Consider the following 19,286-nt stretch of genomic DNA (forward strand, 5'->3'; position numbering starts at 1 on the left):
TCCGCGGCCAAGAACTCGACCGCCCGGGCCTCCTCGGTGCCCGGCGCGACCAGCCCCGCCCCCGCGGCCAGGGTGTCCGCCACGTGCGCGGTCACGCTATCGGCCGGGTCGATCGCGGCGGCGATCCCACCCTGCGCGAGCTGCGTGGCACCCCGGCTGGCGGCGATGCTGTCACCCGGATAGATCAGGGCGACCTCGGCACCAGCGGCCGCCGCGGTGAGCGCGGCGACCATGCCGGCCACCCCGGAGCCTAGGACGTTGACCTGCGGCATCAGTGAGGCTTCGCGGCCAGCATGCGCTCGAGGGCGACCTCGGCGTGCTCGGCGACGGACTCGTCCACGGTGATCTGGTTGACCACCTTGCCGTCCACCAGGGACTCCAGCGCATAGGCCAGGTAGGCCGGGTGGATGCGGTACATCGTGGAGCACGGGCAGACCACCGGGTCCAGGCAGAAGATGGTGCGGTCCGGGTACTGCTGGGCCAGGCGGTTGACCATGTTGATCTCGGTGCCGATGGCGATCACATCGCCCGGCTTCGAGGCCTCCACCTCGCGGCGGATGACCTCGGTGGAACCGGAGACGTCCGCGGCGTCGACGACCGGCGCCGGGCACTCGGGGTGGACGACGACGCGCACGCCCGGGAACTCAGCGCGCGCCTTCTCGATCTGGGCGACGGTGAAGCGCTTGTGTACGGAGCAGAAGCCGTTCCACAGGATCACCTTCGCCGCCCGGATCTCCTCGGCGGTGTTGCCGCCCAGCGGCAGGTGCGGGTGCCACATGATGATCTGCTCGTCCGGGATTCCCATGGCGCGGGCGGTGTTGCGGCCCAGGTGCTGGTCCGGCAGGAAGACGACCCGCTCGCCGCGCTCAAAAACCCAGTCCAGGACGGTGCGGGCGTTCGAGGAGGTGCAGACGATCCCGCCGTTGCGGCCGCAGAAGGCCTTAATGTCCGCGGCGGAGTTCATGTAGGTCACCGGGATCAGCGGTGCCTTGTCGGCGACGGCACCGTCAGCAGCAACGTCCCCGGCGGCGACGTCGACGTCCTTGCCTTCCGCACCGTCCCCGTTCGTGCCCAGCGCTTCGCTGTTTGTACCCAGCACCTCGCTGAGTTCCTCCCAGCAGGCCTCGACCTGGCTGATGTTGGCCATATCGGCCATGGAGCAGCCTGCGGAGAGGTTCGGCAGGATCACGGCCTGGTTGTCCTGGGAGAGGATGTCCGCGGTCTCCGCCATGAAGTGCACGCCGCAGAAGACGAAGGCCTCGGCCTCCGGGTGGGCCTTCGCCGCCTGGGCGAGGTTGAAGGAATCGCCCACGAAGTCCGCGAACTTCACGATCTCGTCGCGCTGGTAGAAGTGGCCCAGGATCTTCACCCGGTCGCCGAGGGTCTCGCGGGCGTCGATGATCATGGCATCCAGCTCGTCCGGGGTGGCGGTGGTGTAGCGCTCCGGCAGCACGCCCTGGCGGGGTGCGACGGTCGGGAAGTCATCGCCGTGGGAGGCGCCCGGCCCGTAGGAGGAGTTCTGGTCGACCTCCCAGGGCTCGGCGGGCAGCTGGGAGTCGCAGGTGCTGGACTCGGCGTCGGCGGCCTTGAGGATGAGGTTGGTTACGGAGCTCATAGTCTTGGTGCTTTCTGTGGTGGCTGCCGGTTTAGGCAGGTGGGTTGAGTGGCGGGGTCGTCGGGTCGGATTTGTCGTGTCGCCGGTTTTCGGTTTCTACAGTTCCGCCCGGTCGGATTCGGGGACGAAGCGGTAGTACTTCGCGGGTCGGTGTTTGGCGCCTTCCTGGTACTGCCCGGTTTCCTCGACGTCCCCGCTGGCGAGGACCTGGCGGCGGAAGTTGGCCGGGTCGAGCTTCTTTCCGAGGATGACCTCCTGGACCTGCCGTAGTTCGGCGATGGTGAAGGAGTCCTCGAGGAAACGGTGCGCGACGAGGGCTTTTTCGGTCCTTCTTCGCAGCCGGTCGATGCCCGCGTCGATGATCTCCGCGTGGTCGAAGGCCAGGGTCGGGAGATCGTCGGTGCAGAACCAGGCGATGTTCTCTTGTTCTTGACGGCACTGCTGCTGGAAGTCGCTGTCCCGGAACTGTGCCCAGTAGGCGATGGTCACGGTGCGCTGCGCCTCGGCGGAGCGTTCCACCGATCCGAAGGCGTAGAGCTGTTCCAGGTAGTTCGGCTCCGCCTGGGCGGCGGCGACGAGGTTCTCCAGGGCGGTTTCGGTGAGGGTTTTATTCCATTCGGTGGGCCCACCGGGCAGCGCCCAGGCGCCCTCGAAGGGTGGCCGGATGCGGCGCACGAGTGGCACCCACAGCGCGGGGCTTGTGCTCTCCACGTGCGGTGGGTCGATGGCGAAAGCCACCGTGGACACCGCCACCGTGGGGCCGAGTTGCCGCCTTTCGGCGACGTTTAGGCCGGTCCAGCGCCTCATGCCGGGCCTCCTCACTACTTAATGTCATATTGACACTAAGTAAGAATATGGCGCAGCTCACCCCCGGTCAAGGCGAATGGCCGGGGTCGAGGTGTTAGAAGAACAACGGCAGCAGGAAGGCCATGCCGGTGCTCCAGGAAAGGTGCAGCGCCGTCGCGCCGAGGATGTTGCCGTACCGGCGGGCGAGCAGCGCGGTAAACAAGCCGATGCACAGCGAACCAACCAGCAGCAGCGGGACCCCCATCGCCACCGTGACCAGCACATAAAGCGCCACCTGCAGGCCAAGGGAGGCGGCGGGGCTCGCGAGGGAATCCAGGGCGCGGCGGGCGACGTCGCGGAAGAAGAGCTCCTCCCCCACCCCGTTGAGCACCAAGGTGAGCACCGTGGCCCACAGCGCGTCCACCCGCATGTTGTCCATCAGCCCTGCGACCGGCTCCGCCAGCACCGGGATACTGCGGGTCACCATCGCACCCAGCAGGAAGATGCCAAGCAGCACCAGGCCCAGCCCCACGCCAACCCCGAGCTCACGGGCGGCCGTGGAGCCAGCGCGCGGGCTAAAGCAACGGCGGTCGCCGAAGCCCAGCCACGCGGAAAGCCACACCAGGAAGGCCACGGCGGTGGCCAGGTAGAAGCTGGCCGAACCCGCGGGCGAGGAGGAGACCCAGAACAGGCTGGCGGCACCCAGCACGGCCGGGACCAGGATGATGGCGAGGCGCAGCGCCACAGGCTTATTCTCCATGCGCCAGATGCTACCGGGCTGGCAACCACGCCCCGCACACCGTTCAGTCGCTCGCCTCGCGCGCACCCGGGCGCTTACTGGCCCCGCCCTCGCCACACCCCACCCACCCCGGGCGCACTGTTCACCCGCCACCCCGAATGCTTAAAGTGAGAGCATGCTTCCCCAGATTTCCGTCGGCGCACTCGGCGGCACCATCGCAATGAGCTCCCAGAGCGCGACCTCCCCCGTCAACCCCCAGCTCGGGGCAGAGGACCTGATCGCCGCCGTCCCCGACCTGCAGAAGGTCGCCCGGATCAGCGCGAAGACCATCAACAACGTCGCCTCCCCAGCGATCACGATGTCGGACGTCCTCGCCGCACTCCGCTACGCGGAAGAGGCCGTGGACGCTGGCGCCGCGGGCGTCGTCCTCACTCACGGCACCGACACCCTGGAGGAGACCGCCTTCCTGCTCGACCTGATGTGGGGCCGGGAGGAGCCGATCGTGATCACCGGCGCGATGCGCTCGCCGAACCTGTTGAGTTCCGATGGTCCGGCGAATCTCATGTCCGCGGTCCTCACCGCCGCCAGCCCGGACGCCCGTGGCCTCGGCGTCCTCGTTGTTCTGGACGACACCGTCCACGCCGCCCGCACCGTCGCGAAGACGGATGCCACCGCGCTGTCCACCTTCCAGTCCCCTGGCTGGGGCCCGCTGGGACGGATCTTCGAACGCGAGCTGCACCTGCAGTTCCGTCCTGCCCGGCGCGAGGACGCCCTGCCCGCCCCGGCGGACGAGCCGGTGCGCATCCCGATCGTGGAGAGCGCGGTGGCTGAGGACGGCGAGTGGGTCGCGGCGTTGGCGGGAATGAACCCTCGGGCGATCGTGGCCAGCGGCCCGGGTGTGGGGCACCTGGCGGTACCTGCGGCCCACGCCCTGGAGGAGCTCATCGAAGAGGGAACCCCGGTGATCGTGGCCTCCCGCACGGGAGCGGGGCGGACCCTGACCCGCACCTATGGCTACCCGGGTTCCGAGGCCGATCTATTGGAGCATGGCTTCATCCTGGCCGGTTCGCTCACTGCTCGGAAGGCCCGGCTGCTGGCGCACGTGCTGCTGGCAACGGGTGCCGATGCCGAACAGCTGCGCGAGGGCTTCGCCCGCTTCGGGCGCTAGTCAATTGGGGGCTGGCGCTGGGCAATCGGGGCTGGCGCTGGGCCACCCGTGGCGCCGGGGGCTGGGACAGACCCCTGCACCCGGCGGGACAACCCCCCTTCGCTGCGGCTCGGCCTATTCGCAGGCCACGCCGTCCCGGTCACCGTCCATACCCAGCCGGTAACCAGGCTGACCAGCGTAGATCGGGGCAGCACCGGCCGCTCGGGCCTCGGCGCAATTCTTGTAGTACACCGCGCCACCCGACTGCGCGGGTGCCACCGGCGCTGGAGCAGGCTGGGCCGGGGATGGTCGCGGCTTCGGCGGCGCCAGCTGAGCTGGCTGTGGCGGCGGGAGCTGGGTCGCGCCCGGTCGCAGCAGGCCGTCGATGGCGTTCGGGCCGGTGCCGGTGCCGTCCCCGGCGAGGTTGATGGAGCCTGGACCGCAGCCGTCGAGCACCCGGTTGATGGCCTCCTTCTCCGCAGCGGTGACCCACAACTGGTAGGTGTGCTTCACGTTCACCTGGATGGCGACGTACTGGCAGCGGAAGCCCTTGTTCTTCGGCAGCCAGGTCGCGGCGTCGCCGTCCCCCTTCTGGGTATTCGCCTTCCCCTGCACGGCCAGCAGATTGCGGTGGTCATTGGCGAAGGCCTCGCGGCGCTCCGGGCTGAGCTGCTGGGCGCCCTTCTGCCAGGCATCCGAGAGCGCCACGACGTGGTCGATGTGTACCTCGTTGGAGGTCTGCGGTCCGCGCTGGAAGTTCATAATCTGCCCGGTGTACGGCTCCTTGAGTTGCCCGGCGAGCACCTTGCAGCCTTTCGGCGCGGAGACCATCGTCATGTCGCGGGCCAGGACGTCATTGCGCTGGTCGCAGCCGTTTCGGTCGATGTCCTTCCACCGCTGGCCGAACTGGGAGCGCTCATAGCCGGTCTTCGGCGCGCGACCCTTCACGGCAAGTTCGTCGAGTTTGCCGCGGACGATCCGTACCGCGTCTGTGTCCTCCGGTTTCTTCTCCTCCGGGGTCGGGCTCGCGTCGGCGTCAGCGGCGGCCTCCTCCTGTGGTGCTGGGGAGGTTTCGGCCGTATCACTCGCCGCGTTCGGCGCAGTGGAGCTGTTGCTGGCGGGCTCTTCGGTTTCGAGGTCGCACGCAGTGGCGAAAAGCAGGCTCGCGGCACCCAGGACCGCCAGTGCTGGGCGGAGCGCCCTAGCGGGCGTCTTCCACCGCTGGTGAGGGCTTGTTTTCTTCATGGCTGGCAGCATAGCCCACGCCGCCGACAGGCTTAGCCTTCCAAGCGTGGATTAATAGAACACAGAATAGAATCAGGCCGGTCCAGCCCTGGGAATTACCCAGCAACCACAAGCCCGGTTCGAAGGCATAGCTCTCCTGATCCGGGTACAGGCCGTGCAACCCCAGGTAGTTAGCCACGATCACCAGCAACGCAGCGACGCGCACCGCCTGTGAGCGGGTGCAGAACACCAGCGGGAAGACCAGCACGATGCCGATCCAGTGGTGCGTGACGGCCAGCGGCCCGGCCAGGCACACCCCAAGAATCACCAGCGTCAGGGCGTGCACACGCCGACCAGTGCGCTCGAAGCGCCAGGCACCCCACAGGCTTAAAGCTGCGATAATGACAAATCCCGGCCTCATGATCGCCAGCGCGGTGTCGCCGTCGACCCCCAGCCGGGCGATCAGCCCGGTCAGCGACTGGTTCGGCGGATACGGTGGCGCACCGCCCCGCTCCTCGTTCACGAACTCGGTCGTCCAGAAGTAGCGGGAGGCCTCGGGGCGCAGGATCCACCCGATGACCGCGGTGAGCAGGAAGAACCCGGCGGAGCGGGCAACAGAGGCGAAGTCCTTGCGCACCAGGAAAATCAGCGCATAGGCCGCCGGGGTGATCTTGATACCCGCTGCGATACCGATTCCCAGGCCCCGGACCCGGCGCGGCGTGAAGCCGAAGACGTCCGCGGCAACCAGCAGGATCAGAAAGACGTTGATCTGGCCGTAGTTCAGGTGGGCCCGCACCGGCTCGAAGCAGGTGGCAAGGCCGGTAAGCCCAGTGGACCAGGCCCAGAAGTAGCGGTTATCCATCGGCCCCGGCAGGCCAAGCCCGCTGCGCTGCAGCCACCGCACCGCCATCGCGATGATGCCAAAGAGCGCTGCCACGCTGGCCAGCGTCCAGAGGACCTCCATGGTCTGCTCCCCCACCCAGGTCAGCGGGGCGAAGAGCAGGGCGGCGAAGGGCGGGTAGATGAAGCGGAATCCGGAGCGGGTGTCGAAGTCCACGTAGAGGTTCTCGCGGTCGATGAAGGCTTGCCCGGCATCGCGGAACACGCCGACGTCCAGCAGGTACGCGGAGAGAGCGTGCTGGACGGCCACGGTGATACCGATCGCGCCGACGATCAGCCCCACGGCCAGCACAACAGGTCCGAGCAGACGTTGTGCCCGGGCGAAATCTGGTTTTGACATGCGAAAAACCATAGCAGCCCAAGGAAAAACCCCGCTGTGTCAGCAAGCCCTGCTCACTTATGGGAACATGAATTTTATGAATTCAGCAGTCAAGACGATTACGGGCGCTGCGGGCAAGCCCTTCCAGAAGCTCAAGTTGCCGCAAAAGGTGCTGCGCGAAGGCTTTGAGAACCCCAGCCTGGCACGGCGACTGTTCAATCTGTGGCCCCCGCTACTGGGAGCGGGCGTGCGCATCACGCACATCGCGGATGACTGGTCCGCCGGCCGCCTGGAGCTGAACCTGCGCTGGTGGAACCGCAATATGCACGGCGCGGGCTTCGGCGGCACGCTGTTTTCCATGACGGACGTGCTCTTCGGCACGCTGGTCATGGGCCGCCTGGGTTCGGACTACGAGGCCTGGACCCGCACCGGCACCTTCCAGTACCTCTCTCCGGGACGTCGCGGCGCCTACCTCGACGTCGAGGTCACCGACGAGCTGCTCGCCTGGATGAAGGAGGTCGTCGCCGAGGACGGTTACTGCAACGTCCCTTATACCTCGGTGATCTACAACAAGGACGGCTCCGTGGCCGGCATTGGCCAGCAGGATTTGCACGTCCGTCCGCGCCGTTCGGGCAAGCTTGCCCACCTCAAGCGCGCACCGGAGCCGAAGCACGCCACCGAGGCCCGCGGCCTGGTACTGGAGTCCCTGGCCAACGCGGTGCTGTGGCACTGCTTCAAGCAGCAGCCGAGCGTGCTGACCTCCCTGATGAGTCGCCAGCGTCGCATCCCGGAGCCGGATGCGCAGATGCGCATGGTGGTCAGCGCGGTGCTGGACCGCGAGGCTGCGACCCGCGAGGAGCTGCTGGAGCTGGGCGTGGCGGAGAAGTTCCTGGACTAGGGTCCGGCCACCCCGGCCCCTCCCTGAGGCACATAAAAAGCCGCCGACCACGGTGAAAACCAGTGGTCGGCGGCTTTCGCGCTAGCTATGCCATTCTAAACGGCCTCACCGCTCCTCGCCGGTTAGTAGATGGCGGCGGACTCGATGCGGCTCGGGGTGGCGTAGGCGATCGTGGCGGTACAGACGATGCCCGCGAGCGTCACCAGGGTCGCCCAGTCCCCGTCCAGCAGCCCGCCGAGCAGCACCCACAGCACCGCGGCCACCACCGCGAGCGCGATCACGGCGATGCCGAAGAGGTGCTCATTGCCCGTCCCGGAGACCGGGATGTACAACAGACCCGCGCCGATGCCGATCAGGCCGGCGACGACGGCCGCGAGCACGGCGGAGGACACGCCACCGGCGCTGTAGCCCGCGATCTGGGCGACCAGCAGGTCGACGAGGAAGACGACGGCGAAGGTCACGACCGCGCCGAGCAGCGCGAGCAGCACCAGGTTGCTGACCACCTTCTTCGTCTGGAAACGGCCCGCGATCAGGCCCTCTTGCGAAGGCTGGGCCTCGTAGTAGCCCTGGTTGTACTGCTCCTGGCCGTAGCCCTCGCCATAACCCTGCTGGCCATAACCCTGGCCGTAGCCATGCTGGCCGTAGCCCTGGTTGCACTGGCCTTCGTTGTTATTGGGGTAGGTCATGCCATCAATCCTTTGTCCTTATATTGTGCGGTGCCCAACTTTACCGGCTGGGCTGATCTCGATCAGCCGGGCACAGGTTTAGCAGGAAGTCCTTATTATCCTCACGGGAACTAATCCGCCCGCCCCTCCGACCACTCACATACAGCCGCCTGTAGGCCCAATGCGGCCTCACCACCGGCTACACCACTCACCTAGGCCGGCGCCGAAGGGTGCCGGAAATACGTCGGAGGCGTCAATGGAGTTTTCTCTCCTTGCCGCCGGCATGGATACGGCCGGCGGCTTAGACACCGTCGCCTTGTCCCGCTGGCAATTCGGCATCACCACGGTTTATCACTTTGTTTTCGTCCCGCTGACCATTGGGCTGGCACCACTCGTGGCGCTCATGCAAACTTTCTGGGCTGTCACGAAGAAGCCCCATTGGTATCGCGCCACCCGCTTCTTCGGCGTGGTTCTGCTCGTGAACTTCGCGATGGGCGTGGCCACGGGCATCGTCCAGGAGTTCCAGTTCGGAATGAACTGGTCTGAATACTCGCGGATGGTCGGGGACGTCTTCGGCGGCCCACTCGCCCTCGAGGGGCTGGTCGCCTTCTTCATGGAGTCCGTCTTCTTAGGCATCTGGATCTTCGGTTGGGGGCGGATCCCCACCTGGCTGCACACGCTCGCCATCTGGGCGGTGGCATTGGCGGTCAATCTCTCGGCGTACTTCATCATCGTCGCGAACTCCTTCATGCAGCACCCGGTGGGCGCGGAGTTCAACCCCGAGACCGGGCGCGCGGAGCTCACGGACATCGTCGCGCTGTTGACCAACCCCACCGCGCTGGCGGCCTTCCCCCACGCTGTGGCTGGTTCCTTCCTCACCGCGGGCACGTTCGTCCTCGGTGTGTCTGGTTGGTGGTTGATTAAGGACGCTCGGGCCAAGGCGAAGGCTGCCACCGCAACCCACGATGGCGCGGCCCTGGACAACGCCCCGGCAGCCGAAGCGTCGGCGTCGGGAATCGACACGGCAGCGACAGACACCGCACCGTCCAAGGCAGCAGCGTCGTCGTCCGAAAAAACTGCCGCAACCAGCGACGACGACCGGCACAGCATGCACCGACCGGCGATGAAAGTAGGCCTGTGGACCACCATCCTGTCCTCGATCGGACTGTTCATCACCGGCGATATTCAAGCCAAGCTGATGTTCGATCAGCAGCCAATGAAGATGGCCTCGGCCGAGTCCCTGTGCCACACGGAAACCGACCCGTCATTCTCGATCCTCACGATCGGAACGCACAATAACTGCGAATCGGTCATTCACGTGCTCAAGGCGCCGTTCGTGCTGCCTTTTCTCGCGGAGGGCAAGCTTTCAGGCGTAACCCTGCAGGGTGTGATGGATCTGCAGGAGAAGGCGGAGGCGCTGTACGGGCCGGGGAACTACTCCCCGAACCTCTTCGTGACCTACTGGTCCTTCCGCGCCATGATCGGGCTGATGGTGGGCTCCCTCGCCTTGGCCTTCTTCGCCTGGCTGTTCACCCGCAAGGGCCGCCTGCCGAAGGGCAAGTGGGCGACCATCTTCTCCTGGGGCTGCCTGGCCGCCATCCCCTTCCCCTTCCTCGCAAATTCCGCAGGCTGGATCTTCACCGAGATGGGCCGCCAGCCGTGGGTGATCCACCCGAACCCGGAATCGGTGGGCGATCCGCGCACCGAATCGATCCGCATGCTGGTCGATCACGGGGTCTCCGGGCATGAGCCGTGGGTGGTCATCGTGACCCTGGTGGGCTTCACCCTGATCTACGGCATCCTCGCGGTGGTGTGGTTCTGGCTGATCCGCCGCGTGGTTCTCAACGGTCCGCCGGCCGAATCCGGCCCGGAGGCGGTGGCATCCGAAACTACGGAAGATGACGAAGAGAAGCAGCTGCAGCCTGCGGGAACGGTAAGCTTCGCGCGCGGCGCGGAAGGGAAGGAATCATGAGCATCGATCTGCCTACCCTGTGGTTTGGCCTCATCGTTTTCCTCTTCGCGGGCTACTTCATGCTGGAGGGATTCGGCTTCGGCGTGGGGCTGCTCCTGCCCTTCCTGGGGCGCGACGAGGCCCGCCGTAGCGCCATGATCCGCACCATCGGGCCCGTCTGGGACGGCAACGAGGTCTGGCTCATCACCGCCGGTGGTGCGCTCTTCGCCGCGTTCCCCGCCTGGTATGCGGACATGTTTAGCGGCTTCTACCTGCCGCTGTTCCTCATCCTGCTGGGGCTGATTGTGCGCATCGTGGGCCTGGAGTGGCGTACGAAGGTCAACTCCGCGAAGTGGCGTGCCTGGTGTGATGCCGGGATCATCGCCGGCTCCTGGATCTCGCCGATCGTGTGGGGCGTGGCAGTGGCCAACCTGGTGAGCGGCATCCCGGAGAACGCCGCCCACGTTTACCCGCTATTCCACCCTTATGCGCTGGTGGGCGCGGCGGCGCTGGTGTGCGTCTTCGCGCTGCACGGGCTGACCTTCATCCGGCTCAAGACCGCAGGTGTGCTGCGCGAGGAGGCGCAACGCTTCATCGCCCCGCTGGCGATCGGCTCGATCGTGTTCGGCGGCGTATTCGCGCTGTGGACCCAGCTCGGCTACGGCAAGGCGTGGACCTGGGTGCCGCTGGTACTCGCGGTCGTGGGGCTGCTCGGCGCGGTGGCTGCGACGGTCGCGCAGCGGGATGGTTGGGCGTTCACCGCCACCGCCCTGGCGATCGTATCCGTGGTGGTGCTGGGCTTCGGGGCGATGTTCCCGATGCTGTGGACTGACCTGGATATTTGGCAGGCCGCATCCAATCCCTACACCCTGAAGGTCATGACCTGGGCCGCGGTGATCGTGACCCCGTTCGTGCTGGCCTATCAGGGGTACACCTACTGGATTTTCCGGCGTCGGATCGTGGCGGAGCCGGTGCATCTCTAATGCAGCTTTTGCGGGTTTCGGCCCCGGCGCGGCGCTGGGTGCTGCTGAGCGCGGCGCTTTCGGTGACCGGGGTGGGCTTGAGCATCGCCGCTGGCTTGCTGCTCGGCCACCTCGTCGCTGGGGTACTGGGTGGCGAGGCGCCGCTGGGTCAGGTGGCGCCGGTAGCGGGAGAGGTGCAGCCCGGCGGTATTGGCCAGTACGCCCAGCGCCTGGACCTGGCGCTCTTGGCTTGGCTCCTGGTGACGGCCGTGTTGCGGGCGCTCGTGGCGTGGGCGCAGTCCCGGCTTGGGGATTCCGCAGCGGATACCGTGGTCGCGGAGCTGCGGCGCCGTGGCCTGGCCGCGCTGACCCACCGGGACCCACGGACCGTGGACGTCGCCCAGTTCCGCAGCTTGCTGACCAGTGGCCTGGACGCTTTCCGCCCGTATCTGACGGGTTTCCTGCCCGCGGCGGTCGCCACTTTCTTATCGACGCCGATCGCGCTGGCCGCCATCTGGTTCCAGGACCGTTCCTCTGCGCTCATCGCAGCAGTCACAATTCCGCTGATCCCGTTCTTCATGTGGCTGGTGGGCCTGCTCACGGCGGGTCGCACGGAGCGCAAGCTGGCGGACATGGCGCTGCTCAGCGATCAGCTCTTGGACCTGGCGGCGGGTCTGCCCACGCTCACCGCCCACGGTCAGCAGCTGGCCCCGACCTCTGAGGTGGAGCGCCTCGCGCGCTCCCACCAGCGCTCGACAATGGGGGTGCTGCGCATCGCCTTTCTATCCGGCATGGTGCTGGAGTTCCTGGCCACCCTGTCGGTGGCGCTAGTGGCGGTGAATATCGGTTTCCGGCTGCTGGGCGGGGAGATGAGCCTGGCCGCGGGGCTGGCGGTGCTCATCATCGTGCCGGAGGTCTACGCCCCGATCCGGGAGGTTGGCTCTCGCTTCCACGATGCGCAAGACGGGGCGGCCGCCGCGAGCGCGGTGCTGGGCGCCCTCGGCGGTGCGCGAGTCCCGGCAGATGAGGACGCAAGCGCAGCGCAGGCTCCCCCAGCCGCGGCACCCCAGGGGCTGCGGGTGGTCTTCGAGAACTACTCGGCACCCGGGCGGGATGGTGCCCGACCGGCGGGGCTTAGCGGCCAGGCAGAGCCCGGACAAATCACGGTGCTGCGGGGCGATAACGGCACCGGGAAGTCCACCGCCCTGCTCGCGGCATTGGGGCTCACCGGCGGAACGGGCAGTGTCCACGTCGAAGAAGTTGTCGCCGCCCCGGCTGCAACGGATGTCCCGCAGGATGCCCACGAGGAGAACAGTAGCGGTGAAGACCGCAGTGGCGGCCGCAACGTCGCGCCAGCTATATGGGCAGGTCAGACATTGTGGCAACGCACCGCCTACCTGCCGCAGCGCCCGGTGCTGGATGAGGCCGCGATCGGCAATACTTCGCAGCTCTCGCTGGGCCAGCGCCAGCGCCGCGCCTTCGCCGATCAGGTGCCCGGCAAGCAGCTGCTGATTCTCGACGAGCCAACCGCCCACCTGGATTCGGCGAACGCGGAGCTCATGATTGGCAAGCTTCGCGCCGCGGCGGAGGGTGGCGCCACAGTCCTGGCTGCCTCCCACGACCCGCTGCTGATCGCGGCCGCGGACCGTGTCATCGACGTGCGCGGGGCCAGCGCCGTAGCCGCAAGCTCCGCCGAGCCGAACGAAGGAGGAAGCAGCCGATGACCCGGGCCATTGTCGCGGGAGTCAGCACGCTGCTGGCCGCCATCGCGCTGTCAGTGGTCTCCGCGTGGCTGATCGCGCGTGCCTGGCAGCAGCCGAGCGTGATGGACCTGACCGTGGCGATCACGGCGGTGCGCGCGCTCGGCATTTCCCGCGCTCTCTTCCGTTACCTCGACCGTCTGGCCAGCCACGATGTTGCGCTGGACCGAGCCGCTGCGGCGCGCGTGGAGGTCTACGCGCGGCTTGCGCAAGCTCCTTCTGCGCAGGTCATGGGCCTGGGACGCGGAGCCTTGCTCACCCGCATCGGGGAGGACGTGGACGCCCTGACCGAGCGCATCGTCCGCGCCACGATTCCGCGGTGGGTCGCGGGCATCACGGGCCTCATCGCCGTTGGGTTCCTGGCCATGCTCACCCCACTCGCAGCGCTCGTCCTCGCCATCGGCCTGCTGGTGGCGGGGGTGCTCGTCCCCCGCTTGGCAGCACGCGCGGAGCGGGCCTCCCTCGTCGCGGAGGCCAATGAAGACTATGTCGCGGCAGTCGACCACGCGTTGTCTTCTGCTCCAACGCTGCGGGTACGTGGCCAGCTCGCGGGTGCGCTGGCCACAGCGGAGAGCGCCGAAGCCGAGCTGCGGGCCCAGCGACGCAGCGGCCTGGGTTGGGCGGCCGGGGCGTCCGGCCTGCTGAATCTCACCAGTGCTCTGACCACGGCTGCCATCGCTGCACTGGCCGCCCTAGAGTACACAGGCTGGGCTGGCTCCGGCGCGGCGGCGCATTCGCCGCAGTGGCTGGTCGTCGTGGCACTCTTTCCACTCGCTGCCTTCGAGGCGGTGTCCACGCTCCCGGAGGCCGCCCGCACCCGGGTCCGGGCCGAGCATTCCCTGGCACGCCTGCGCGCCATCCCGGGGCCCGAGGAGGTTGAGACCAAGACCCAGGAACGTCCCGCTGCAGCTGTTTCCGAGCCCGCGGGTGGGCCTTTCCCCACTGCCTCGGCGGTGCGCGCCAAGCGCTTGACGGTGGGCTGGGACCATGACTTGGGAACCTACGACCTGGACGTCCCCGCTGGTGGGCGCGGCGTCGTCGTCGCGGCATCGGGAACTGGGAAAACGACCCTGCTGATGACGCTGGCCGGCTTGCTGCCCGCCCGCGGTGGGACGTATTCGGCGCCCGGGGCCCGCTTCATCGCCGAGGACGAGCACATCTTTGCCACAACGGTGCGCGACAACCTCGCGGTGGGGGCACCGCACGCCAGCGAGGCGGCGATGTGGGAGGTGCTGGACCATCTGGGCTTGGGCGCGTGGGTTCGGGGCCTGCCGCGGGGGCTGGATACGGTGCTGGCGCGGGGTGCGGAGGATCTTTCTGGGGGTCAGCGTCGCCGCGTGATTCTGGCCCGCGCGCTGCTCACGGATGCACCCATCCTGCTGCTGGACGAGCCGACGGAGCACCTCGACGACGCGGGCGCCACGGAAGTGCTGCGTCTGCTCGGCTTCCCGGAGAACGCGGATGCTCACGCCGCTGGCACGGAAGAGATTGTGCCCGAAGGAGCCTGGCCGGGAGGGATAAAGCCGGAGGATGCGGCGGAAATTAGCGCCGAAGTCTGGGCCGCTCCCCGCGGTGAACTGCCGGGGGCGTGTGCCGAGCGAACCATCATCATGGTCACGCACCCTCGCTGATACGGCAGCGCACCACGGCGAGCAGACTGCGGGGCCCACCGATCTAAGGAAACTAAGAGCCGAAGCCCTGCAGCGCGGAGCCGTCCAACCGGTAGGTGTCCCAGCCGGACATCGAGTAGGCGCCGAAGGACTTATAGAACTGAATGCTCGGTTCATTCCACTTCAGCACGGACCACTCCATGCGCTGATAGCCGCGAGCCACGCACAGGTGCGCGAGCTGCTGGAGCAGCAGCTTCCCGAGCCCGTTCTTCCGGTATTCGGGGCGGACGTAGAGGTCCTCCAGGTAGATGCCGTGGGTGCACTCCCAGGTGGAGAAGTTGAGGAACCACAGCGCCATGCCGGCCAGGCGGGGGCGCTCGCCCGGCGCGACGTCTCCGTTCTCGGCGCCGCTGCTGTCCGCGACGCCCCCGTCCTTGATGTCCCGGTCCTCGATATCTCCGTCGAGCACCTCGACGACGTGCCCGAACACAGCCGGGTTCTCGCCGAAGAGGTGCTCGTGGAGGGCTTCCTCGGTGGCGTGGACGGCGTCCGGTTCCTTTTCATACTCCGCGAGGTCCTGGATGAGCTCCAGGATCTGGGGGATGTCGGCTGGGCTCACCCGGCGGAGGCGGAAACCGTGCGGGGCTTGAAGGAGCGGGTCGGTGCTCGCGGTGCGTGGGTCAGAACTCATGCACCACATCTTAGGAGCCCCCACCGGCGGGCTCAGCCGGGCACAAAGAAAAACCGGTGGCCACCTGTTGAAGGTGAACCACCGGTTCCTGCGACCTGGGGCCGCTATTGTGGGCGAAGGGGGACTTGAACCCCCACGTCCGTAAAGGACACTGGCACCTGAAGCCAGCGCGTCTGCCAATTCCGCCACTCGCCCGTGGCTTCATCCGCTCCAAACGATGAGGCTTGGTACGCATGGGTGCAAAGCGTGGGCTTAACGCCGGGTGCGTTTGCAACAGGAAGAAGCGTATCACGAGCTATAGACCACAACAAAATTACCGCGTGACCTGCACTAACCCGGCCCCACCTAGTTATCCCCGTATAATGGCCGTTTAACATGTGTGCGTCTACCCCGTTGCGGCGGCGCGTTGCACAGCGCGACCTGCCCTTCACCACGAGCGAAGCACCACGAGGCTAAAGCGATTCACCGATCGCGGCCTTTCTGGTTAGACGGCCTAGACGTCCAAGGAAGGAAAATATCGATGGATCTTTTCGGAAAATTTCGCAAACTGGATAGCGCACTACAGCGGGGCCTGGATAACAGCTTCGCGCGGGTATTCGGTGGCGAAGTTGTCCCGACCGAGATCGACGAGATGCTGAAGCAGCAGGCCGAGGACTCCGTGATGGTGGATAGCGAGGGCAACCGGCTTGCCCCAAGCTTCTTCATCGTCTCGATTTCCCAGCGTGATTACGACTCCCTGAAGGAGAGCCACCCCACGCTGGTCCGCGACCTTTCCGCCCGCCTGGGCCGTTTCATCCGCAACGAGGGATGGACAACGAATAACCAGGTCACGGTTGATCTTCGGGTCGAGGAGGACCTGCACACGGGCCAGCTGAAGGCCGACTCCCGTTTCAAGATCCCCGAGAGCTACTCCCCCGCCGAGGACGAGAATGCAGGCGCCGACGCCGACGCCAGCTCTGCTGGTTCTCAAAGCTCTGCTGAATCTTCCAGCTCCGCTGGTTCTTCCTCCCGCCCGGACGAGGACGTCGCCCCCGGTGAGCGGGAGTGGCCGGAGGACCCCAGCCAGGTGCGCGAGGTCGAGGCCCAGGCTTATGACGCTGATAGCGATTCCTTCCCCGCGCAGACGGGGGCCGCGGGCGCGGGCCTGGGTTCGGTCGTCCGCCCCAGCCCGGGCACGGGCTACGGCGCGGAGCACTCCGATTCGAGCCACCCCGGCACTTCCCAGTCCCCCGCCCAGTCCGTCGACGGTGGGCAGAATACGAACACCGAGGACGCTGGCTATTCCGCCGCTGAGCAGGACGGACCGGCCGTCCAGGAGGACGCGGCCGCACCGGCCGACGAGGACCAGGACGGCGCCGTCGACCCGGAGCACAGCTACCCCGGAACCACGGTGATCACCCACGCCGCGAATGAGGAGGCCCCCGTCCGCGGTGGGACGGGGGAGCCGCGGCCGGAAGCCGAGCAACTGACCGTCACCCTCACCCTGCGGGACGGCAGTGACCGCCGCTACGACCTGGTCGAAGGCAGCAACCTCATCGGCCGCGGGAAAACCGTCGACCTGCGAATCCCGGACACGGGCGTGTCCCGTCAGCACGCGGAGATCACCTGGGATGGTTACGACGCGGTCCTCACCGATCTGCAGTCCACGAACGGTACGTCCGTCAACGGCACTCCGATCGAGAACTGGCTGCTCGCCGACGGGGACGTCATCGCCGTGGGCCACTCCGAGATCGAGGTCCGCTTCCACCACTAGGGCGTTCCAACCCCCTACCGTTTATTGCCTCGGGGGTTTTGCGGGGGCTTCGTGAGGGCTTGGCTATTCACTCCACCCCCTATACGCGTGTCTGCTCACTAAACTAGGGTTAAAACCCGGACAACTTCGGCCGCCCCTGCGGCCCGTCTGCTCACGTATGCCCGATATATAAGGAGTGAAGACCGTGCACACCACGCTGTTACTAGTGGTCAAGATCGGCCTGCTCGTGCTGCTGTGGTTCTTCATTTGGATGACACTCCGCGCGCTTCGCAAGGATCTGAACTACGCGGCGAACCCCGGGGCTGCCGCTGGTGGTGGCGCGCCGATGGGCTACGCCGCCCCCCATGTTGGCCTGGCTGGTGGCACGTCTAGCAGCGGTTTCCGGGGCACGCGTCACCGCACGAATCCGCCGAAGTCCCTGATCATCACCAGTGGCCCGCTGACCGGGACCACACTGAACTTCCAGGGCTACGACGAGATCACGATCGGCCGTTCCTCGGTGTCCACACTGCAGCTGGAGGATGATTTCGCGTCGGGCACCCATGCCCGGCTCATCCGCCGGGGTCGGGACTGGTTCATCGAGGATCAGGATTCCCGCAACGGCACGTGGCTGAACGGCCAACGCATTGACCAGCCGGAACGGCTCGCCGAGGGAATGGAAGTCCGGATCGGGCAGACCCAGGTGAGGATGGAGCAATGACGGATCAGCGCTTGGCTTTAGATTTCGCCGCATCCTCCGACCGCGGTTTGGTGCGCACGAATAATGAGGACTCAGCCTACGCGGGCCCGCGCCTGCTGGCTCTCGCCGATGGCATGGGTGGCCACGCGGCCGGCGAGGTCGCCAGCCGCTTCTTGGTGGACACCCTGCGGACGCTGGACTCTCCGCTCCTGGACGAGCCGGATGAGCGCCGCCGCCTCACCTCCGTGCTGGAGCGCGCGGTGGATGAGGGCAATGAGCGCATCGCCTCCCACGTGGATGAGAACCCACAGCTGGAGGGCATGGGCTGCACCCTCACCGCGATCCTATTCAGCAACGCTAAGGCCGCGATGTGCCACGTCGGCGACTCCCGCGCCTACCGGCTACGCGACGGGGAGCTCACGCAGATCACGAAGGACGATACTTTCGTCCAGACCCTCGTGGACGAGGGCAAGCTCGACGCCACGGACGCCAGCTCCCACCCCCAGCGCTCCCTGATCCTCAAGGCGCTTACCGGCCGGCCCGTGGAGCCAACCTTCACGGAGTTTGAGGTGCTGCCGGGCGACCGCTACATGCTGTGTTCCGATGGCCTCTCCGATCCGGTGAGCATCGACACGATGCGGGACATTCTGAACGCCTACGACCCTGCCACCGCAGCCGATCGCCTCGTCGAGATGGCGCTGCGCGGCGGTGGACCAGATAACGTCACCGTCGTCGTCGCGGATGTTGTGGACCTCGCCGATGTCGAGGACGACGCGTCAGGCGAGGGTAACGCGGCATGTTCTGCTGGTCGCGGCCCGCTGCCGGAGACCCCAGTGCTCGCCGGTGCTGCCTCCCCCACTATGCAGGAGAGCCGCAGCTTCGATACGCCCGCGGCCCGCGCCGCTGCCAGTGGCGCCAGCGTGACGAGCTCGCGGGCGCCTCGGCCCCCGAAGGATCCCGAGGAGGTTTCGGAGCCGGCTGGGGCAGCCACCCTTGGCGACCCTGGTTCGGAGCCGGCTGCTGCGCCCGCATCCGGCGCGGCGGAACCCACCAGCGCAGACGGAACCGACGTCCCTAAAAAGAAACGGGGACGGGGCTGGATCGCCCTGGTCGTCGCATGCATCCTCGTCGTTGGGCTCGGAATCGCCGGATTCTTCGGTTACCAGAAGATCGGCGAGACCTACTTCGTCGCCGTGGAGGGCAAGCAGATCGTCGTGAAGAACGGGGTGCCCGGCTCCCTGCTGGGCCTCTCCCTGAACTCCACGCACCAGCGGATCTGCCTCGATGAATCTGCCTCCGTGCGACTCATCGGCGCAGATAATGGCTCCCCCGAGGACTGCCACCTCTTCCTGACCTCCGACCTGACCCCCTCGGCGCGAAGCACCGTCGAGAGCATGCCGGAGGACAGCTACCAGGCCGTCGTCGAGCAGGTGAATCGACTGGCAGAGGAAACCCTGCCGGTGTGTGTCACCCGCGAGAAGAAGGACAATGGGAAGCGCCCCGGCGCAGACCGAGCCACGAGCACCGCCAGGAAGGGCGCTGAGGACCTGACGACCCCCGGCGTGTCTTGCCGGGAGGTGAAGTGAA

At 67.0% G+C, this 19,286-nt stretch carries 17 protein-coding genes and 1 tRNA gene; 9 read left to right on the top strand and 9 right to left on the bottom strand.

Annotation, left to right across the window (positions count from 1 at the left end; translation table 11 throughout):
* From HMPREF3088_RS05955 to HMPREF3088_RS05970, 4 genes are all read right to left on the bottom strand, one after another.
* Positions 1–272 (bottom strand): FAD-binding protein (locus HMPREF3088_RS05955; RefSeq protein ID WP_141759446.1); only part of this gene is annotated, 272 nt, incomplete at its 3' end.
* On the bottom strand, positions 272–1,615 hold the full coding sequence (gene nadA / locus HMPREF3088_RS05960) for a quinolinate synthase NadA (RefSeq protein ID WP_070758876.1): 1,344 nt from the start codon (positions 1,613–1,615) through the stop codon (positions 272–274). The genes HMPREF3088_RS05955 and nadA, both read right to left, overlap by 1 nt.
* Positions 1,616–1,711: 96 nt before the next feature.
* Positions 1,712–2,422 carry an NUDIX hydrolase gene (locus tag HMPREF3088_RS05965; protein WP_070758877.1) on the bottom strand — a complete coding sequence of 237 codons (711 nt, stop codon included), beginning with the start codon at positions 2,420–2,422 and terminating at the stop codon, positions 1,712–1,714.
* A gap of 94 nt (positions 2,423–2,516) precedes the next feature.
* On the bottom strand, positions 2,517–3,161 hold the full coding sequence (locus HMPREF3088_RS05970; protein WP_246818075.1) for a CPBP family intramembrane glutamic endopeptidase: 645 nt from the start codon (positions 3,159–3,161) through the stop codon (positions 2,517–2,519).
* 154 nt (positions 3,162–3,315) lie between these two features.
* Between HMPREF3088_RS05970 and HMPREF3088_RS05975 the strand changes: the two genes are divergently transcribed.
* Complete coding sequence (locus HMPREF3088_RS05975; RefSeq protein WP_070758878.1) at positions 3,316–4,308, top strand: asparaginase; 993 nt, start codon at positions 3,316–3,318, stop codon at positions 4,306–4,308.
* A gap of 114 nt (positions 4,309–4,422) precedes the next feature.
* Here the strand turns inward: HMPREF3088_RS05975 and HMPREF3088_RS05980 are convergent, their stop codons facing one another.
* Together HMPREF3088_RS05980 and HMPREF3088_RS05985 are read right to left on the bottom strand one after the other, a co-directional pair.
* Positions 4,423–5,544 (bottom strand): GmrSD restriction endonuclease domain-containing protein, encoded by a 1,122-nt coding sequence (locus tag HMPREF3088_RS05980; protein ID WP_070758879.1) that lies wholly within the window; start codon positions 5,542–5,544, stop codon positions 4,423–4,425.
* Entirely contained in the window at positions 5,489–6,751 is a 1,263-nt protein-coding gene (locus tag HMPREF3088_RS05985; RefSeq protein ID WP_070758880.1) for a glycosyltransferase 87 family protein, read from the bottom strand. Before HMPREF3088_RS05985 ends, HMPREF3088_RS05980 begins: the two co-directional genes overlap by 56 nt.
* Before the next feature lie 76 nt (positions 6,752–6,827).
* On the opposite strand from HMPREF3088_RS05985, the gene HMPREF3088_RS05990 reads away from it, so the two are divergent.
* On the top strand, positions 6,828–7,628 hold the full coding sequence (locus HMPREF3088_RS05990; protein WP_070758881.1) for a PaaI family thioesterase: 801 nt from the start codon (positions 6,828–6,830) through the stop codon (positions 7,626–7,628).
* 122 nt (positions 7,629–7,750) lie between these two features.
* On the opposite strand, the gene HMPREF3088_RS05995 is transcribed toward HMPREF3088_RS05990, so the two are convergent.
* A complete protein-coding gene (locus HMPREF3088_RS05995; RefSeq protein ID WP_070758882.1) occupies positions 7,751–8,314 on the bottom strand; it encodes a hypothetical protein in 564 nt (187 codons plus the stop codon).
* Between the two features lie 262 nt (positions 8,315–8,576).
* Here HMPREF3088_RS05995 and HMPREF3088_RS06000 point away from each other — a divergent pair, with 262 nt between their 5' ends.
* From HMPREF3088_RS06000 to cydC, 4 genes are read left to right on the top strand one after another with little or no spacing between them, the layout of a single operon-like run.
* Positions 8,577–10,265, top strand: a complete 1,689-nt coding sequence (locus HMPREF3088_RS06000) for a cytochrome ubiquinol oxidase subunit I (RefSeq protein ID WP_210401494.1) — start codon at positions 8,577–8,579, stop codon at positions 10,263–10,265.
* Positions 10,262–11,227 carry a cytochrome d ubiquinol oxidase subunit II gene (cydB, locus tag HMPREF3088_RS06005; RefSeq protein ID WP_070758884.1) on the top strand — a complete coding sequence of 322 codons (966 nt, stop codon included), beginning with the start codon at positions 10,262–10,264 and terminating at the stop codon, positions 11,225–11,227. The genes HMPREF3088_RS06000 and cydB overlap by 4 nt, the downstream gene beginning before the upstream one ends.
* Positions 11,227–12,930: an ABC transporter transmembrane domain-containing protein gene (locus HMPREF3088_RS06010; protein WP_083317340.1), complete on the top strand. Its 1,704-nt coding sequence runs from the start codon at positions 11,227–11,229 to the stop codon at positions 12,928–12,930. The genes cydB and HMPREF3088_RS06010 overlap by 1 nt, the downstream gene beginning before the upstream one ends.
* Positions 12,927–14,597 (top strand): thiol reductant ABC exporter subunit CydC, encoded by a 1,671-nt coding sequence (gene cydC / locus HMPREF3088_RS06015; RefSeq protein WP_070758885.1) that lies wholly within the window; start codon positions 12,927–12,929, stop codon positions 14,595–14,597. Before HMPREF3088_RS06010 ends, cydC begins: the two co-directional genes overlap by 4 nt.
* A gap of 52 nt (positions 14,598–14,649) precedes the next feature.
* On the opposite strand, the gene HMPREF3088_RS06020 is transcribed toward cydC, so the two are convergent.
* Together HMPREF3088_RS06020 and HMPREF3088_RS06025 are read right to left on the bottom strand one after the other, a co-directional pair.
* Positions 14,650–15,276 (bottom strand): GNAT family N-acetyltransferase, encoded by a 627-nt coding sequence (locus HMPREF3088_RS06020; protein ID WP_070758886.1) that lies wholly within the window; start codon positions 15,274–15,276, stop codon positions 14,650–14,652.
* 101 nt (positions 15,277–15,377) lie between these two features.
* A tRNA-Leu gene (locus tag HMPREF3088_RS06025) sits at positions 15,378–15,462 on the bottom strand.
* Between the two features lie 325 nt (positions 15,463–15,787).
* Between HMPREF3088_RS06025 and HMPREF3088_RS06030 the strand changes: the two genes are divergently transcribed.
* From HMPREF3088_RS06030 to HMPREF3088_RS06040, 3 genes are all read left to right on the top strand, one after another.
* Positions 15,788–17,020, top strand: coding sequence for a DUF3662 and FHA domain-containing protein (locus HMPREF3088_RS06030; protein WP_070758887.1), 1,233 nt, complete (start codon positions 15,788–15,790; stop codon positions 17,018–17,020).
* A 184-nt stretch (positions 17,021–17,204) separates the two neighbouring features.
* A complete protein-coding gene (locus HMPREF3088_RS06035) occupies positions 17,205–17,720 on the top strand; it encodes an FHA domain-containing protein FhaB/FipA (RefSeq protein ID WP_012359325.1) in 516 nt (171 codons plus the stop codon).
* Positions 17,717–19,285: a PP2C family protein-serine/threonine phosphatase gene (locus HMPREF3088_RS06040; protein ID WP_070758888.1), complete on the top strand. Its 1,569-nt coding sequence runs from the start codon at positions 17,717–17,719 to the stop codon at positions 19,283–19,285. The genes HMPREF3088_RS06035 and HMPREF3088_RS06040 overlap by 4 nt, the downstream gene beginning before the upstream one ends.
* Position 19,286 lies beyond the last annotated feature (1 nt).

It is taken from the genome of Corynebacterium sp. HMSC22B11, from assembly GCF_001815965.1.
Classification (GTDB): domain Bacteria; phylum Actinomycetota; class Actinomycetes; order Mycobacteriales; family Mycobacteriaceae; genus Corynebacterium.

Coding starts and splice junctions, on each gene's coding strand:
- nadA (WP_070758876.1), bottom strand. CDS start 1,615: ATGAGCTCCGTAACCAACCTCATCCTCAAGGCCGCCGACGCCGAGTCC.
- HMPREF3088_RS05965 (WP_070758877.1), bottom strand. CDS start 2,422: ATGAGGCGCTGGACCGGCCTAAACGTCGCCGAAAGGCGGCAACTCGGC.
- HMPREF3088_RS05970 (WP_246818075.1), bottom strand. CDS start 3,161: ATGGAGAATAAGCCTGTGGCGCTGCGCCTCGCCATCATCCTGGTCCCG.
- HMPREF3088_RS05975 (WP_070758878.1), top strand. CDS start 3,316: ATGCTTCCCCAGATTTCCGTCGGCGCACTCGGCGGCACCATCGCAATG.
- HMPREF3088_RS05980 (WP_070758879.1), bottom strand. CDS start 5,544: ATGCTGCCAGCCATGAAGAAAACAAGCCCTCACCAGCGGTGGAAGACG.
- HMPREF3088_RS05985 (WP_070758880.1), bottom strand. CDS start 6,751: ATGTCAAAACCAGATTTCGCCCGGGCACAACGTCTGCTCGGACCTGTT.
- HMPREF3088_RS05990 (WP_070758881.1), top strand. CDS start 6,828: ATGAATTCAGCAGTCAAGACGATTACGGGCGCTGCGGGCAAGCCCTTC.
- HMPREF3088_RS05995 (WP_070758882.1), bottom strand. CDS start 8,314: ATGACCTACCCCAATAACAACGAAGGCCAGTGCAACCAGGGCTACGGC.
- HMPREF3088_RS06000 (WP_210401494.1), top strand. CDS start 8,577: ATGGATACGGCCGGCGGCTTAGACACCGTCGCCTTGTCCCGCTGGCAA.
- cydB (WP_070758884.1), top strand. CDS start 10,262: ATGAGCATCGATCTGCCTACCCTGTGGTTTGGCCTCATCGTTTTCCTC.
- HMPREF3088_RS06010 (WP_083317340.1), top strand. CDS start 11,227: ATGCAGCTTTTGCGGGTTTCGGCCCCGGCGCGGCGCTGGGTGCTGCTG.
- cydC (WP_070758885.1), top strand. CDS start 12,927: ATGACCCGGGCCATTGTCGCGGGAGTCAGCACGCTGCTGGCCGCCATC.
- HMPREF3088_RS06020 (WP_070758886.1), bottom strand. CDS start 15,276: ATGTGGTGCATGAGTTCTGACCCACGCACCGCGAGCACCGACCCGCTC.
- HMPREF3088_RS06030 (WP_070758887.1), top strand. CDS start 15,788: ATGGATCTTTTCGGAAAATTTCGCAAACTGGATAGCGCACTACAGCGG.
- HMPREF3088_RS06040 (WP_070758888.1), top strand. CDS start 17,717: ATGACGGATCAGCGCTTGGCTTTAGATTTCGCCGCATCCTCCGACCGC.